Origin of the sequence: Desulfovibrio sp. ZJ746 (genome assembly GCF_011039155.1) — a bacterium.
In the GTDB taxonomy this organism is placed as follows: domain Bacteria; phylum Desulfobacterota; class Desulfovibrionia; order Desulfovibrionales; family Desulfovibrionaceae; genus Desulfovibrio.
In genome coordinates this window covers 37,851-52,064 of sequence record NZ_JAAKEK010000004.1, presented here as the reverse complement: position 1 = coordinate 52,064, position 14,214 = coordinate 37,851, and the positions used below count along the sequence as shown (strand labels likewise).

The 14,214-nt window shown below is 66.6% G+C and carries 15 protein-coding genes; 8 read left to right on the top strand and 7 right to left on the bottom strand.

Going from position 1 to position 14,214, the window contains the following annotated elements; all coding sequences use genetic code 11:
• The first annotated feature begins 3 nt into the window (after positions 1-3).
• The 8 genes from dsrP to G7Y54_RS07595 all read left to right on the top strand — a co-directional run bounded on the left by dsrP (position 4) and on the right by G7Y54_RS07595 (position 7,898).
• A complete protein-coding gene (gene dsrP, locus G7Y54_RS07630) occupies positions 4-1,170 on the top strand; it encodes a sulfate reduction electron transfer complex DsrMKJOP subunit DsrP (protein ID WP_165078730.1) in 1,167 nt (388 codons plus the stop codon).
• A 170-nt stretch (positions 1,171-1,340) separates the two neighbouring features.
• Complete coding sequence (locus G7Y54_RS07625) at positions 1,341-2,690, top strand: HD domain-containing protein (protein WP_165078729.1); 1,350 nt, start codon at positions 1,341-1,343, stop codon at positions 2,688-2,690.
• Positions 2,674-3,297, top strand: a complete 624-nt coding sequence (locus G7Y54_RS07620; protein WP_165078728.1) for a YkgJ family cysteine cluster protein — start codon at positions 2,674-2,676, stop codon at positions 3,295-3,297. The genes G7Y54_RS07625 and G7Y54_RS07620 overlap by 17 nt, the downstream gene beginning before the upstream one ends.
• A gap of 317 nt (positions 3,298-3,614) precedes the next feature.
• Entirely contained in the window at positions 3,615-4,187 is a 573-nt protein-coding gene (locus G7Y54_RS07615; protein ID WP_165078727.1) for an NAD(P)H-dependent oxidoreductase, read from the top strand.
• 26 nt (positions 4,188-4,213) lie between these two features.
• Complete coding sequence (locus G7Y54_RS07610; RefSeq protein ID WP_241159414.1) at positions 4,214-4,957, top strand: methyltransferase domain-containing protein; 744 nt, start codon at positions 4,214-4,216, stop codon at positions 4,955-4,957.
• An 18-nt stretch (positions 4,958-4,975) separates the two neighbouring features.
• A complete protein-coding gene (gene nikR / locus G7Y54_RS07605) occupies positions 4,976-5,395 on the top strand; it encodes a nickel-responsive transcriptional regulator NikR (protein WP_165078726.1) in 420 nt (139 codons plus the stop codon).
• A 23-nt stretch (positions 5,396-5,418) separates the two neighbouring features.
• Complete coding sequence (gene folE2, locus G7Y54_RS07600; RefSeq protein ID WP_165078891.1) at positions 5,419-6,198, top strand: GTP cyclohydrolase FolE2; 780 nt, start codon at positions 5,419-5,421, stop codon at positions 6,196-6,198.
• A gap of 65 nt (positions 6,199-6,263) precedes the next feature.
• Positions 6,264-7,898, top strand: coding sequence for a glucosyltransferase domain-containing protein (locus G7Y54_RS07595; RefSeq protein ID WP_165078725.1), 1,635 nt, complete (start codon positions 6,264-6,266; stop codon positions 7,896-7,898).
• Between the two features lie 67 nt (positions 7,899-7,965).
• Here the strand turns inward: G7Y54_RS07595 and G7Y54_RS07590 are convergent, their stop codons facing one another.
• The 7 genes from G7Y54_RS07590 to G7Y54_RS07560 form a co-directional block, all read right to left on the bottom strand.
• Positions 7,966-8,469, bottom strand: a complete 504-nt coding sequence (locus G7Y54_RS07590) for a flavin reductase family protein (RefSeq protein WP_165078724.1) — start codon at positions 8,467-8,469, stop codon at positions 7,966-7,968.
• Between the two features lie 222 nt (positions 8,470-8,691).
• Positions 8,692-9,093 (bottom strand): F0F1 ATP synthase subunit epsilon, encoded by a 402-nt coding sequence (locus G7Y54_RS07585; protein ID WP_165078723.1) that lies wholly within the window; start codon positions 9,091-9,093, stop codon positions 8,692-8,694.
• Between the two features lie 102 nt (positions 9,094-9,195).
• Entirely contained in the window at positions 9,196-10,665 is a 1,470-nt protein-coding gene (gene atpD, locus G7Y54_RS07580; protein ID WP_165078722.1) for a F0F1 ATP synthase subunit beta, read from the bottom strand.
• Between the two features lie 9 nt (positions 10,666-10,674).
• Positions 10,675-11,553 carry a F0F1 ATP synthase subunit gamma gene (locus G7Y54_RS07575; protein WP_165078721.1) on the bottom strand — a complete coding sequence of 293 codons (879 nt, stop codon included), beginning with the start codon at positions 11,551-11,553 and terminating at the stop codon, positions 10,675-10,677.
• Between the two features lie 15 nt (positions 11,554-11,568).
• Positions 11,569-13,077, bottom strand: a complete 1,509-nt coding sequence (atpA, locus tag G7Y54_RS07570; protein ID WP_165078720.1) for a F0F1 ATP synthase subunit alpha — start codon at positions 13,075-13,077, stop codon at positions 11,569-11,571.
• On the bottom strand, positions 13,078-13,629 hold the full coding sequence (gene atpH / locus G7Y54_RS07565; protein WP_165078719.1) for an ATP synthase F1 subunit delta: 552 nt from the start codon (positions 13,627-13,629) through the stop codon (positions 13,078-13,080). It lies immediately after the preceding gene.
• Entirely contained in the window at positions 13,626-14,213 is a 588-nt protein-coding gene (locus tag G7Y54_RS07560) for an ATP synthase F0 subunit B (protein ID WP_241159413.1), read from the bottom strand. Before G7Y54_RS07560 ends, atpH begins: the two co-directional genes overlap by 4 nt.
• Position 14,214: the final 1 nt, after the last annotated feature.

Here is a 14,214-nt window from a genome sequence, read left to right as displayed (position 1 = left end):
GCCATGCTTGAAAAACTCCTCACCGGCCCAAGGTGCTACTATGTGTGGCTGCTCTTCCTCTGCTGCATCATAGCGCTCTGCGGCATCGTCTATCTCGACCAGCTCTTCAACGGCCTCGGCATCACGGGCATGAGCCGCGATGTCTCGTGGGGGCTCTACATCTCGCAGTTCACCTACTTCGTGGGCGTGGCCGCCTCGGCGGTGATGCTCGTGCTGCCCGCCTATTTCCACCACTACAAGAAGTTCAAGCGCATGATCATCTTCGGCGAGTTCATGGCCGTGGCCGCCGTCATCATGTGCGCGCTCTTCATCGTGGTGGACCTCGGCCAGCCGCAGCGCATGCTCAATGTCATGCTCTATCCCACGCCCAATTCGGTCATGTTCTATGACATGATCGTGCTGTGCGGCTATCTCGGCCTGAACATCGTCATCGGCTGGGTGACGCTGGAGGCCGAGCTCAAGGACACCGACCCGCCCAAGTGGGTGAAGCCGCTCATCTACATCTCCATTCTCTGGGCCTTCTCCATCCACACGGTCACGGCCTTCCTCTACGCCGGCATCCCCGGCCGCCACTACTGGCTCACGGCCATCATGGCGGCGCGCTTCCTCTCCTCGGCGTTCTGCTCCGGTCCCGCCATCCTGCTGCTCCTGCTCTTCGTGGTGCGCAGGCTCACCGGCTTCGACCCCGGCAAGGACGCCATCAAGACCTTGGCCACCATCATCGTCTACGCCATGTGCGTCAACGTGTTCTTCTACCTGCTCGAGCTGTTCACCGCCTTCTACAGCAACATCCCGGGCCACATGGAGCCCATCATGTTCCTGTTCTCCGGGCATGGCGGGCACCTCGCGTGGGTGAGCTACTGGATGTGGGCCGCGGTCATCATGGCCTTCGGCTCGCTCGCCATCCTCATTCCGCCGCAGCTGCGCACGAGCCGCCTGCTGCCGCTCGCGCTCATCATGCTGGTGGCGGCCAGCTGGATCGACAAGGGCCTCGGCCTGCTCATCGGCGGTTTCACGCCCAACATGTTCGAGGCGTTCACGCCCTATATGCCCACCTTCAAGGAGTGCGCCGTGGCGCTGGGCGTCTATGCCGTGGGCGCGCTCGTGCTCTCCCTGCTCTGGAAGATCGCCCTCTCCGTCAAGCGCGAGGCCGGCCACTTCGGCGACTAGGCGCGCCGCTGTGCATGCCTGCATCAAGGGGAGCCCATGGGCTCCCCTTTTTTGTGCCGGCCATCCGCCGCAACAGGGCGGCATGCTTGACTTCCGGGGCGCGTGCCCTGATACTTGGGCAGTACCCGGCGGCAGCGCATCCCCCTGCCGCCCTTCTCAAGGAGTTCCGCATGCACCAGGCGCTCAAGGATGCCGTTTCCCTCTGCAAGACCCTGCTCCGCAACGGGTATGACGCCCATGTGATCAACGCCCCCCTGCAGGAGCATCTTTTGGCCGCCCGCAAGCCGGGCCAGGCCGACCTGCCGGCCGTTGACATCGCCTGCGAGGCCACGGGCGAGACCCTGGCGCGGCTCTTCCCCAAGATGAACCTCGAGGAGGGCAAGCGCGCCGTGGGCGAGCTCACGGAAAATGGCGTGCTCTTCCGCTTCTATCCGCTGGAGGCGGCCAACGCGAGCCATCCCGAGCTCTCGCTTTTGCGCGTCACGCCATCCATGGCCGCCCAGCTCAACCCGCGCGAGCGCCTGCAGCTCAGGCTCACCGGCTTCGGCAGCCCCATCCCCACGGGCGACCAGTACGAGGGCTTCGCCGACCTGAAGGGCGGCGGCATCCGCCTTGTGGGCCTGCCGGACGAGACCCTGCGCCACAACTACCTGCTCGCCGTGCGCGCGCTGCGCTTCGCCGCCAACTTCGACGCGCCCATCGAGCCCAATACCTGGATGGCCATCGTGCGCGCCTCCGTGCGCGTCAACGACTACGTTCCCGCGCGCGACATCATGGAAGAATGGCGCAAGGTGGCGGCCGAGTCCATGTACCGCTTCGTGCGCCTGCTCTATGACGCCCACATCCTCCAGGGGCTCATCCCCGAGGTGGCGGCGCTCGACTGCGTGCCGCAGTCCAACGACAAGGGCGACACCGAGGGCAATGTTTTCGAGCACACGCTCAAGTGCATGAAATATTACCCCGAGGAGGGCTTCCACTACGACTGGCTCGGCACCATGGCCATGCTCTTCCACGACGTGGGCAAGCTCTTCACGGCCGAGTATTTCGACGGCCGCTGGACCTATTACCAGCATCACCGCGTGGGCGCCAAGGTGGTGCGCAAGATCCTGCGCCGCCTGCATTTCGCCCAGGAGGACGCCGACCTCATCTGCCACCTCGTCGAGCACCACATGCGCTTCCACTTCATGATGACCGACAGGGGCATCCGCCGCTTCAAGGCCGTGGGCGAGACGCCGCGCCTCATCGCCATGGCCCGCGCCGACCTGCAGGCGCAGGAGGACAGCTTCACCTCCTTCAACCACAACATGAAGTACCTGGGCCGCGCCGAAACGCCCGAGCAGATGCTCGAGCCGCTGCTCAACGGCAACGAGATCATGGAAGAGACGCAGCTCTCGCCCGGGCGCCTCGTGGGCCTCATCCGCGACGCCCTGCTCCAGGCGCAGATCGCCGGCGAAGTGACGGACAGGGCGAGCGCCCTCGCCTTCGTGCGCCAGTACGCGGCCAATGCGGCCGCAGAATAGCCGCCACCGCGACCCGGCGCTGGAACGCGCCCTCCCCGGCGCGGCCCTGATGCTCGAGGCCTGCGCCCACGTTGACGCCAGCGTGGACGCGGCCGTGGCCGCCGCGAGCGAGGCCGGCCGGCGCGTGGCCTGCGGCCCGGGCTGCGACACCTGCTGCCGGCAGCCCATCCCGGTGACGCCGCTGGAATTCCTCCTCTTGCGGGCCCAGATGCGGTTCCGGCTCGCGCCGGACATCCGCGCCCGGCTGGAGGCGCAGCACGCGGAGCAGTGCGCCGCCGAGCCCGAACCCCTGCGCCGGCCGTGCCCGTACCTCCTCGACGGCGCCTGTTCCGTCTATGCCGTGCGGCCCCTGGCCTGCCGCCGCTATCTCGTGCTTGACCGGCCCTGCGCGCCCGGCGAGACCTGCACGGAAAGCCGCCCGGAGGACATGCTCATCCCCGCGCGCAAGGCCCTGCATGCGGCGCTTGCCCTGACCTTTCCCTGGTATGGCGCCCGCTGGCGGGAGCTGGGCCTCCCTGCGCCCCCCGACGCCAGCCCGGAGAGCGCCGCCGCGCAGGCGTGGCTCGCCTCGGTCACGGTGCCTCTCCAGCGCCTTGCGTGGCGATAATGCTGCTTGAATGCGTGTTTTCTGCTTCGTGCATGGAGTACTTGCTGCACACTTAATGCCGAAATTATCCGTCAAAAACAGCCTTTTTGCTGCTTGCTGCGTCAGAGAAAAATTTTCTTGGTCGAGTACTTAAGTACACTCCCTGCGAAAATTTTTATCTTCCTTGCAAGCAGCAAAAAATCTTATTTTTTAGGATTCTTCCGGCACCAGCACCCGTCTTCCGCTGCGCTCCAGACGGATCTAAGGAAGCTCCGTCAACTGCTCAGTATAACATAACCATGGAATATTCCCCATCAACAAAGAAACAGGAGACCATCATGCTCACCGTCGTTTACGGCCACCCCTATGACAAGAGTTTCAACGCCGCCATCAAGGACGCCGTGCTCGCCGCCCTCGCCAAGGAAGGGCCGGAATGGTCGCTCATCGACCTCTACGCGGACGGCTTTGACCCGGCCGTGCGCGCGCCCGAGCTGGCGCTCTATTCGCAGGGGCGCACCTGCGATGCCCTGGCGCAAAAATACATGGACATCCTCTCCCGCACGGACAAGATCATCTACATCTTCCCGGTCTGGTGGGGCACGGAGCCGGCCATCGTCAAGGGCTTCCACGACAAGGTCCTGCTGAAGGGCTTTGCCTGGACCTATTCCCCCGAGGGGCGCCTCATGCCGAAGCTCAAGATCCGGCGCACCGTCCTCTTCACCACGTCCGAGGCGCCCACGGCCAGTTTTTCGGCCTATTTCACCCACTACCTGCCCGGGCATGTGTTCGCCGCCGTGGGCATGCAGGGCGCCGCCTGGCACAATTTCGACCATATCCCGCGCTCCACGGCCGAAGAGCGCGCGGCCTTCCTCCAGCTCGCGGCGCGGGAGGCCGCGGCGCTCATAAAATAGCCGCCGGAGTGTACAGGCGACCCGCCTTGGGCTATCCTCGCCGCATGCGGCAGGGCACGGCACAAGGCGCTTCCGGGCGCGCGGGAGACGGCGGGACCGGCGCGGAAGCCCGGGGCGCGTGGATCACGGCGCGCTGCGCCGGCAGGCTCTGGCGGCTCGAGCGCGCGGCCAACCTCGAAGAGCTGTGGGACGCCATGACCGAGGCGGGCGCCGCCTTCGAGGACGAGCGCATCCCCTACTGGACGGAACTCTGGCCCTCGAGCCTTGTGCTCGCCGAGTGGCTGTCCCTGCGCCGGGCGGACATCGCCGGGCGCCCCTGCCTTGACCTCGGCTGCGGCCTGGGGCTCACCGCGCTGGTGGGCCAATGGCTCGGAGCCCGGGTGCTCGCCATGGACTACGAAGAAGCGGCGCTCGGTTTCGCCCGGTGCAACGCCGTCACCAATGGCGTGCCCCAGCCCCTGTGGACGCTCATGGACTGGCGCCGGCCGGCGCTGGCCCGCGGCGCCTTCGCGCGCATCTGGGGCGGTGACATCATGTATGAAAAACGCTTCGTGGCGCCGGTGCTCCGGTTGCTCGCCCATGCGCTGGCGCCCGGCGGCGCGGCCTGGGTGGCGGAGCCGGGGCGCACGGTTTACGAGGCCTTTCGCCACGCGCTCACGGCCGAGGCGTGGACGGCCCGGGGCGTGCATTCGGCCGCCGTGGCCTCGCCGGACGGGCAGGGCAGGGCCACCGTGACCATTTGGGAGCTCACACCGCCCCCGCTGATGTGACGCGCCAAGGAGGAGCCCATGGGAAAGCTCACACGCTTCGGCGTTTCGCTCGATGAAGACCTGCTCACCGCCTTTGACGGCCTCTGCGAGCGCAAGTGCTACGGCAACCGCTCCGAGGCCCTGCGCGACCTCATCCGGCGCGCCCTCGGCGAGGAGGAATGGCGCACGCCCGAGGGACAGGCCGCCGGCACGCTGACCCTGGTCTATGACCACCACAAGCATGACCTCGCCAGGCGGCTCATGCGCCTCCAGCATGAGGACCACGATGTCATCGTTGCCGCCACCCATGTGCACCTGGACCACGACAACTGCCTCGAGGTGCTGGTGCTCAGGGGCGACGCCACCCGCGTGCAGGCCATGGCCGACAGGCTCATCTCCTGCCGCGGGGTGCGCCACGGCGTGTTCACGCCCGCGCCCCTGGGGCCGGAACTGGCGTGAGCGGGATTTTTGAGGACAGCCTGATGGAAGATGTGCAGAACCGGGCGCCCGAGGTGGCGCTGGACATCGACCGCGTGGGCGTGCGCGGCCTGCGCCTGCCCCTGCGCGTGCGCGACAGGGCCGGCGGCAGCCAGGCCACCGTCGCCAGCGCCGACCTCGGCGTGGAGCTCCCCTCGGCCCGCAAGGGCACGCACATGAGCCGCCTCGTGGAGGCGGTGGAGGACTGGGACGAGGGGCTGGACAGGCAGTCCGTGCAGCGCCTGCTCGAGAACGTGCGCCGGCGCCTGGACGCGCGCCGGGCCTGGGTACGCTTCGCCTTCCCCTATTTCGTGCGCAAGAGCGCGCCCGCGCGCGGCGACGCCGCCCCGCTGGCCTATGACTGCGCCGTGACCAGCGAGCTCGACGACAGCGGGCAGGTCTTCATCCTCGACCTCGCCGTGCCGGTGATGACCGTCTGCCCCTGCTCCAAGGCCATCAGCCGCGAGGGCGCCCACAGCCAGCGCGCGCTCGTGCGCATCCGCGCGCGCATCTCGGGCTTTGTCTGGCTGGAGGAACTTATCGAGCTCGCCGAGGCCGCCGGCTCCTCGGCCGTGTACACCCTGCTCAAGCGCGAAGACGAAAAATTCGTCACCGAGCAGGCCTTCGCGCGCCCGGCCTTCGTGGAGGACGTGGTCCGCGCCGCGGCGAGCGCGCTGGAGCGGCACCCGCGCGTCACCGGCTTCACCGTGGAGGTGGAGAGCATGGAGTCCATCCACAACCACAACGCCTTTGCGCGCATCGAGCGCGGCGCGCCAGTACGCTGAGGCCGCCTGCCCCGCCTGGGGCCGCCGCTTTTTGACAGCCCGGAATCGCTTGGATAGAGTGCGCCATGCACGCGAGCTCCCCCGCGCCCGAGTGGCGCGAGACCTGCCTCCGGCTCTGGACTGCCGTCCCAAGGGCGTGGCGCGTGGCCTTTTTCGCCGCGCTGGCGGTGAATGCCGCCGTCTTCTTCTACGACCTCGCGCAATTCCCTCTCGGCGACCACGACGTGGGCTACCAGGAGGGCATCCACCTCCTCTCCGGGGGGCGGGCCGGGCGCTGGTTCACGCCCTTTTTGCACCTGCTCTCCGGCCATGTGCAGATCCCGGTCTGGACGCAGCTCCTCGCCTTTGCCTGCCAGATCGCCGCTGCCATGGGCGCCGTGCTGCTCTGGCGCCCGGGCGCCGGCGCGTGGCCGCTCTTTGCGTGCGCCGTCGCGGTCTCCTGCATGCCGTGGGTGACGGATTTCTGGTATTATCACTGGATGGCCCTCGCCTTTCCCGCCTCGCAGCTCTTCATGGTGCTGGCCCTGCACCTTTCCCTGAGCGCAAAAGCACCACGCCTGCCCCGGCGGCTCTGCGCCGTGGTGCTCTGTGTCTGCGCGCTCGCCACCTACCAGTCTTCCATCATGACGTGGAGCGCCTGCTTCTGGGGCTTTGTGCTCGTGCGCCTGGCGGACTGGGACGGCAGCCGGGCCGGCCTCGCAGCGTTGGCGCGCCTGCTCGTGCCGCCGCTCCTTGGCCTCGCGGCGGGATGCGCGCTCTATGCCCTGAGCCTCGCCCTGTATCCGCTGGTGGGCCTTTCGCTCGGGCTCTACCAGTTCAGCACCGTCACGCCAGGGGCGCTCCCCCTGCGCCTTCTCCAGCTCGCGCGCATGTCCTGGGCGCAGCTCTTCACCCCGGCAGGCTTTGTCACGCCCTGGCTCACCGGCCTTTTGGGCTGCGTGGCCGCCGGCGGCGCTTTCGCGCTCCTTGAGCATGGGGCTGAGAGCCAGCGGTGCCGCATGGGGCGCTTCTGCCTCTGCGCCCTCGGGCTTGCGCTCTTCCCCCTCGCCGCCGAAGCGCAGTTCCTTGTCAGCGCCTCAGAAAGCTGGCAGCTTTTCCGCTTTCTCGGCATGGGCATGAGCTATCTCTACGCCTTCTTCCTGCTGGCCCTGCTCGTGGCCGGCCGCCGCTGGCTGCGCAACCTGGGCTTCGCGCTCTTCGTTCTCGTGCTGCCCTGCATGGCCGTCAACGACCTTGACCAGCAGGTGCGCCATGTGCGCTCGGTCGAGCACGACCAGGCCGTGCTCAACCGCATCCTCGCCCGCATCGAGACCTTGCCCGGCTACGACGCCGAAAAGACCTACAACCTCGTCCAGCTGGGGCGCAGCGTTCCCTACCTCGCGGACAGCCCCGGCACCGAGCCTCTCCGCCGCGCCACTGTCTCCCAGGCGTGGAACCCCGGTTTTGAGCTGCGCATGCTCTCCAAGTATCTCAAGCTCGGCGACAGGCTCAATGAGGAAGTCCGCACGCGGCCCGACCTCATGGAAAAGGCCCTCCCCTGGGCCCGCGGCCGCAAGCCCTTCCCGGCCGGGGAGAGTATCGGCCTTGTGGACGGCGACACCATCGTGCTCCTGCTCGATTCGCGCGCCATCGGGCTCGCCGAAGCGCGCCTCAAGGAACTGCGGGGTGCCGGCCCATCTCCCGCAAAAACCCCACAATAAAGGCTGCCCGCAAAACGGACAGCCTTTCTGCGCACGGATTCTCCCACGCGAAGGACAGCGCCGGGCCTTAAGCCATGGCCGCCGGCGCTATCTTGGCATAGCCCTTCCAGGCGAAGAGCGCCCTTTCACTGTCATCGGCCAGCACGCGCTTCACGTCGCAGATGTAGAAGTTGTGGTCGCCCACGTCCACAAACTCGCGCAAGGAGCAGTGGATGGCCACCACGCTGTGCACCGGGACCTCGATGTCCGTGCCGGGAACGGACATGAGCTCGATGCCGAAGCGCTTTGCCTTGTCCGTGTCGCGGCCGGTGGTGCTGCCGCATTCCATGACATGCCGCGCCAGCGGCTCGCCCGGGATGACGAGAACAAGCTCCTTGTTTTTGCGGGTCATTTCGCCGCTGTAGGAGGGCTTCATCATGGCGAAGCCGATGGTGGCCGGCTCAAGCCCCAGATAGGTCCACCACGAGACCGTGCCGAGATTGGTGGCGCCCGCCGGCGTGCGCGTGCAGATGAGCGACACGGGATTGGGCGACGTGTGCTTTGCCGCTTCCAGAAGCTCTATTTCCTTCATGGTTTCCCCCTGTGGTAGTGGAATGTAAATATTTTATTGAACGCTAAAATAAAGTCAACAGTTCCCCCAGGCGCTCCGTCTCCACCGGGGGCAAGAAGCGCGCACGCGGCACCGCCGCGCTGGATGCGGCGCAGGCGCATATGCCTTTCAGGCACAAAAAAGCTGCCCGCACATGGCGGGCAGCCTGAAATACCGTGACGGGGCTTTGCGGGGCCGTGCGGCCTAGAGGCCGCCAGCGATCTGGAGGCGCATGGTGGCCTTTTGCAGGGCGATGAGCGCCCGGACTTCGTCCAGATCTTCCTCGCGGCGGGCAAGGCGCTCCTCGGCGCGCTCCTTGGCTGCCATGGCGCGGGCGGTATCGATGTCATGCGCGTGTTCCGCCGACTCCGCGAGCACGCTGCACATGTTGTTGTTCACGTCCACAAAGCCGCCGGAGATGAAGATCTCCTCGTCCTTCCCGTCCACGCGGTAGCGCAGGCTGCCGATCTTGAGTGCGGAAAGCAGGGAGACGTGGTGCGGCAGCACCCCGAACTCGCCCTCGACCCCGGGGCAGATGACCATTTCCGCATCCGTGTTGATCACGGTCTTGTCGGGGGTGACGACTTCCAGTCGCAATGTAGCCATGGCTGCTCCTCAAAGGCTGGCGGCGAAACTCGTGCGCGGGCCGCTGGAATGGCGCGGAGAGGGCGCGCCCGCCCGGGCCTCCCGGGCGGGCGCGCAAGGCGCTTAAGCCTTGACCTCTTCCTTTTCCTTGTCTTCCTTATCCTTGCCCTTTTCCTTCTCTTCGGCGGCCTTGCGGGCTTCGTACTTGGCGACGGCCTGGCTGATGTCGCCCACCATGTAGAAGTCGCTCTCGGCAAGGTAGTCATACTTGCCGTCAAGGATGCCCTTGAAGCCCTCGATGGTGTCCTCGAGCTTCACATACTGGCCGGGCATGCCGGTGAAGGTCTCGGCCACATGGAAGGGCTGGGAGAGGAAGCGCTGGATGCGGCGCGCGCGCGCCACAGTGAGCTTGTCCTCGTCCGAGAGCTCGTCCATGCCGAGGATGGCGATGATGTCCTGCAGTTCCTTGTACTTCTGGAGCACCTGCTGGACGCGCCGGGCCACCTCATAGTGCTCCTGGCCGACCACGTTGGGGTCGAGGATGCGCGAGGTGGAGTCCAGCGGGTCCACGGCGGGATAGATGCCGAGCTCGGCGATCTGGCGCGAGAGCACGAGCGTGCCGTCCAGGTGCGAGAAGGTCGTGGCCGGGGCCGGGTCCGTCAGGTCGTCGGCGGGCACATAGACGGCCTGCACCGAGGTGATGGAGCCCTCGTTGGTGGAGGTGATGCGTTCCTGCAGGGCGCCGAGGTCCGTGCCGAGGGTGGGCTGGTAGCCCACGGCCGAGGGCATGCGCCCGAGCAGGGCCGACACTTCCGAACCCGCCTGGGTGAAGCGGAAGATGTTATCGATGAAGAGCAGCACGTCCTGGTGCTCCTCGTCGCGGAAGTATTCCGCGATGGCGAGGGCAGTGAGGGCCACGCGGGCGCGGGCTCCCGGGGGCTCGTTCATCTGGCCGTAGACGAGCGTGGCGCGCTCGAGAACGCCGGCCTCCTTCAGCTCGTTATAGAGGTCGTTGCCCTCGCGGGTGCGCTCGCCAACGCCGGCGAACACCGAGGTGCCGCCGTGCTGCTTGGCGATGTTGTTGATCATCTCCATGAGGATGACCGTCTTGCCCACGCCGGCGCCGCCGAAGAGGCCCATCTTGCCGCCCTTGGGGAAGGGCACGAGCAGGTCAACGACCTTGATGCCCGTCTCGAGCAGCTCGACCTTGGTGTTGAGGTCCGTGAACTTGGGCGGCTCGCGGTGGATGGGATAGTATTTTTCCGCCTCAACCGGCCCCAGGCCGTCCACCGGGCGGCCGATGACGTTGAGGATGCGGCCCACGGAGGGCTTGCCCACGGGCACCATGATGGGTTTGCCCGTGTCCACCACTTCCATGCCGCGCACAAGGCCCTCGGTGGCGTCCATGGCGATGGTGCGCACCACGTTGTCGCCGAGGTGCTGGGCCACTTCGCAGACAAGGTCGGGCGCGTCCTTGTTGTTGGGGTTCTTGATCTCGAGGGCGGTCAGGATCTCGGGCAGCTGGCCGTCGGGGAATTCCACGTCGACCACGGCGCCGATGACCTGGGTGATCTTGCCGGTGTTCTTGCTCATGTTCGCTCCTTAGCCCTTGAGCGCTTCCGCGCCGCCGACGATGTCGATGAGTTCGCTCGTGATGGAGGCCTGCCGGGTCTTGTTGTAGAGCAGTGTCAGGGTATTGATGAGCTCGTCGCAGTTGCGCGTGGCGTTGTCCATGGCCGCCATGCGGGCCGCATGCTCGCTGGCCGCCGTGTCCAGAAGGCCACTGTACACCTGCACCTTGACGTAGCGCGGCAGAAGATCCTCAAGGAGCTTGGCCTCGCTCGGCTCATAGACATATTCGCACATGGGGCCGGAATCCGGGTCGCTCGCAGCGGAAGGGGCCTTGAGCGGCAGAAGCCTGAGCGAGGCCGGCGGCTGCTTGGCCATGGAGACGAACTCACCGTAGACGAGCCACACCTCGTCGAGCTCCATGTCCTCGTACTTGTGGATGACCTCCGTGGCCACGGCGCTCGCCAGCGGGAAGTCCACCGAGCCCATGCTGTCGGCATAGGAGGTGCCCAGGGTGTAGCTGCTCTTGCGGATGGCATCGCGCCCCTTGCGGCCCACGCAGAGGAAGCTCACGTCCATGCCTTGCTGCCTCGCCTCGCCGGCGAGCCTGAGCCCCTCGGCGATGATGGCCGCGTTGAAGCCGCCGCACAGGCCCCTGTCGGAAGTGACGAGGATGATGCAGCAGTGCTTCTTCTCCTCATGCTCCGTGAGCAGGGGGTGGCTCACGCCGTCCGCCTTGGCCGCGAGGGCGCCGATGACCTCGCGGTACTTGGAGGCATAGGGGCGGAAGCGCTCGATGCGGCTCTGGGCGCCGCGCAGCTTGGCCGAAGCCACCATGCCCATGGCCTTGGTGATCTGCTTGGTCTTGCCGACACCCACGATCTTCATTTTTACGTCTTTGAGCGATGGCATCCGGCTCTCCCGCGCTTAGGCCTGCCGACTCTGCTTGAAGGCGGTGACGGCTTCGGTAAGGCCCTTTTCCACTTCGTCGTCGATGACCTTCTTTTCCTTGATGGCGTCGAGCACGTTTTTGCGCGTGTCGCGCATGAAGGTGAGCATGTCCGCCTCGAAGGCGCGGATGTCTTCCACGGGCACGTCGTCCATGTAGCCGCGGGTGGCGGCCCAGATGGAGGCCACCTGCTCCTGCACGGGCATGGGCTGGTACTGGGGCTGCTTGAGCAGCTCCACGAGGCGCGCGCCGCGCTCCAGCTTGGCCTTGGTGGCCTGGTCGAGGTCGGAGCCGAACTGGGCGAAGGCCGCGAGCTCGCGGTACTGGGCGAGGTCGAGGCGCATGGTGCCCGCCACCTGCTTCATGGCCTTGATCTGCGCGGCGCCGCCCACGCGGGACACGGAAAGGCCCACGTTGATGGCCGGCCGCACGCCGGCGTTGAACAGGGCCGGCTCGAGATAGACCTGGCCGTCGGTGATGGAGATGACGTTGGTCGGGATATAGGCCGACACGTCGCCCGCCTGCGTCTCGATGATGGGCAGCGCCGTCAGGGAGCCGCCGCCGAGCTCGTCGCTCAGTTTGGCCGCGCGCTCGAGCAGGCGCGAGTGCAGGTAGAACACGTCGCCGGGGAAGGCCTCACGTCCCGGCGGGCGGCGGAGCAGCAGGGACATCTGGCGGTAGGCCGTGGCCTGCTTGGAAAGGTCGTCGTAGACGATGAGGGCGTCCTTGCCGTTGTCGCGGTAGTACTCGGCCATGGTGCAGCCGGTGTAGGCCGCGATGTACTGGAGCGGCGCCGGGTCTGAGGCCGTGGCCGAGATGATGGTGGTGTATTCCATGGCCCCGTGCTTGCGCAACACGTCGGCCACGAGCGCCACCGAGGACTCCTTCTGGCCGATGGCCACATAGAAGCAGTGGATGCCCGTTTCTTTCTGGGCCAGGATGGCGTCCACGCAGACGGCCGTCTTGCCGGTCTGGCGGTCGCCGATGATGAGCTCGCGCTGGCCGCGGCCGATGGGCGTCATGGCGTCGATGGCCTTGAGGCCCGTGGGCATGGGCTGGTGGACGCTCTTGCGCTGGATGATGCCCGGGGCCTTGATTTCCACGGGCCGGGTCTCGTCGGCGTCGATGGGCCCGAGGCCGTCGATGGGCTCGCCCAGGGGGTTGAGCACGCGGCCCATGACCTTCTCGCCCACGGGCACGGAGAAGATGCGGCCCGTGCGCTTGACCGGGTCGCCCTCCTTGATGCCCACGTCGGAGCCCAGAAGCGCGACACCCACGTTGTCTTCTTCCAGATTGAGCACCATGCCCATGACGCCGCCGGGGAATTCCAGAAGCTCCATGGACATGGCGTTTTCGACGCCGTGCACGCGGGCGATGCCGTCGCCCACGTAGAGCACGGTGCCGGTCTCGCTCATCTCCACGCGCTGGTCATAGTTCTGGATCTGATCTTCGATGATCTTGCTGATCTCATCGGCTTTGATCTGCATCTACACACCCCTCTTGAAAGTCTCGCGGAGGATCCCCAGCTGCGCGCGCAGGCTCGAATCCAGCACCTTGTCTCCCACGGCCAGCACCATGCCACCGAGGATCTCCGGGTCCACGCTGAAGGCAAGCTCGATGTCGCCGCCGCTCTTTTTGGCGAGCTCGGCCTTGAGCTTCGCCTGCTTCTCCGTGGAGAGCTTCACTGCGGTGATGACCTTGCCCCTGAGGACACCATTGGCCTCGTCGAGGAGGATGCCGTACCAGTCGGCGATCTGGCGCAGGGAGCCGAGGCGCTCCTTGTCCGCCAGAAGAAAGCAGAAATTCCGCATGGTCTTGTCGGCGCCGAGCTTGTCGAGCAGCGCGCCGAGCACGCCCTTTTTTTCCTCCACGCCGATGACCGGGCTTTTCAGCAAAGAGCCGAGTTTCGGCTCTTCGACCACCATTTCGCCCAAGGCCGCGAGGCAGGCCCCGTGCCTTCCAAGGGCGTCGCCGCCCTCACGCCGGCCCAGCGAAAACAGGGCGCTGGCGTATCTTCTCGCAACAACGGTGTCGGTCAACGCAGCACCACCTTGTCCAGAGAGTTGGCGATGAGCCGGTCATGATCCTGCTCGGTGAGCTTGCCGCGCAGGGCCTTTTCCGTGGCTTCCACGATCTCGTCGGCGAGCGTCGCGCGCACCTGGTCGCGCATGGCGCGGCCCTCGTTTTCGGCGGCGCGGCGGGCCTGGTCGACGATCTGGCCGGCCTGGCGCCGGGCTTCGTCCACAATGTTCTGCCTGAGGCGCGCGGCCTGGGCCTTGCTTTCCTCAAGGATGGCCTTGCGCTCGGCGTCCAGGTTGGCGATGCGCGCCTCGATGGCGTCGAGGTGCTCCCGCGCCTCCTTGCGGCGCTTTTCGAGCTCATCAAGGGTATCCTTGATGGTCTGCTGGCGTCCTTTCAGGAAACGCTTGGTGAGGCCGCCCACGAAATACCAGAGGATGCCCACGAAGATGACGAGGTTCACCACGCGCCAGGCGAAGTCGCCCCAGCGCGGCTCGTGCCCCTCGGAGGCCAGCGCCTCGCAAGGGCCCGCCAGCAACGCGAGGCCCGCCAGAAGAACGGGCAGCAGGACGGGCAGGATGTTGCGGAATGTTTTGATGCTCAAG

Bases quoted from the DNA above. Each gene is read 5' to 3' on its own strand.
- G7Y54_RS07625 (WP_165078729.1), top strand. From the start codon at position 1,341: ATGCACCAGGCGCTCAAGGATGCCGTTTCCCTCTGCAAGACCCTGCTC.
- G7Y54_RS07590 (WP_165078724.1), bottom strand. From the start codon at position 8,469: ATGAAGGAAATAGAGCTTCTGGAAGCGGCAAAGCACACGTCGCCCAAT.
- G7Y54_RS07585 (WP_165078723.1), bottom strand. From the start codon at position 9,093: ATGGCTACATTGCGACTGGAAGTCGTCACCCCCGACAAGACCGTGATC.
- atpA (WP_165078720.1), bottom strand. From the start codon at position 13,077: ATGCAGATCAAAGCCGATGAGATCAGCAAGATCATCGAAGATCAGATC.
- G7Y54_RS07575 (WP_165078721.1), bottom strand. From the start codon at position 11,553: ATGCCATCGCTCAAAGACGTAAAAATGAAGATCGTGGGTGTCGGCAAG.
- G7Y54_RS07615 (WP_165078727.1), top strand. From the start codon at position 3,615: ATGCTCACCGTCGTTTACGGCCACCCCTATGACAAGAGTTTCAACGCC.
- G7Y54_RS07620 (WP_165078728.1), top strand. From the start codon at position 2,674: ATGCGGCCGCAGAATAGCCGCCACCGCGACCCGGCGCTGGAACGCGCC.
- G7Y54_RS07595 (WP_165078725.1), top strand. From the start codon at position 6,264: ATGCACGCGAGCTCCCCCGCGCCCGAGTGGCGCGAGACCTGCCTCCGG.
- folE2 (WP_165078891.1), top strand. From the start codon at position 5,419: ATGGAAGATGTGCAGAACCGGGCGCCCGAGGTGGCGCTGGACATCGAC.
- nikR (WP_165078726.1), top strand. From the start codon at position 4,976: ATGGGAAAGCTCACACGCTTCGGCGTTTCGCTCGATGAAGACCTGCTC.
- atpD (WP_165078722.1), bottom strand. From the start codon at position 10,665: ATGAGCAAGAACACCGGCAAGATCACCCAGGTCATCGGCGCCGTGGTC.
- dsrP (WP_165078730.1), top strand. From the start codon at position 4: ATGCTTGAAAAACTCCTCACCGGCCCAAGGTGCTACTATGTGTGGCTG.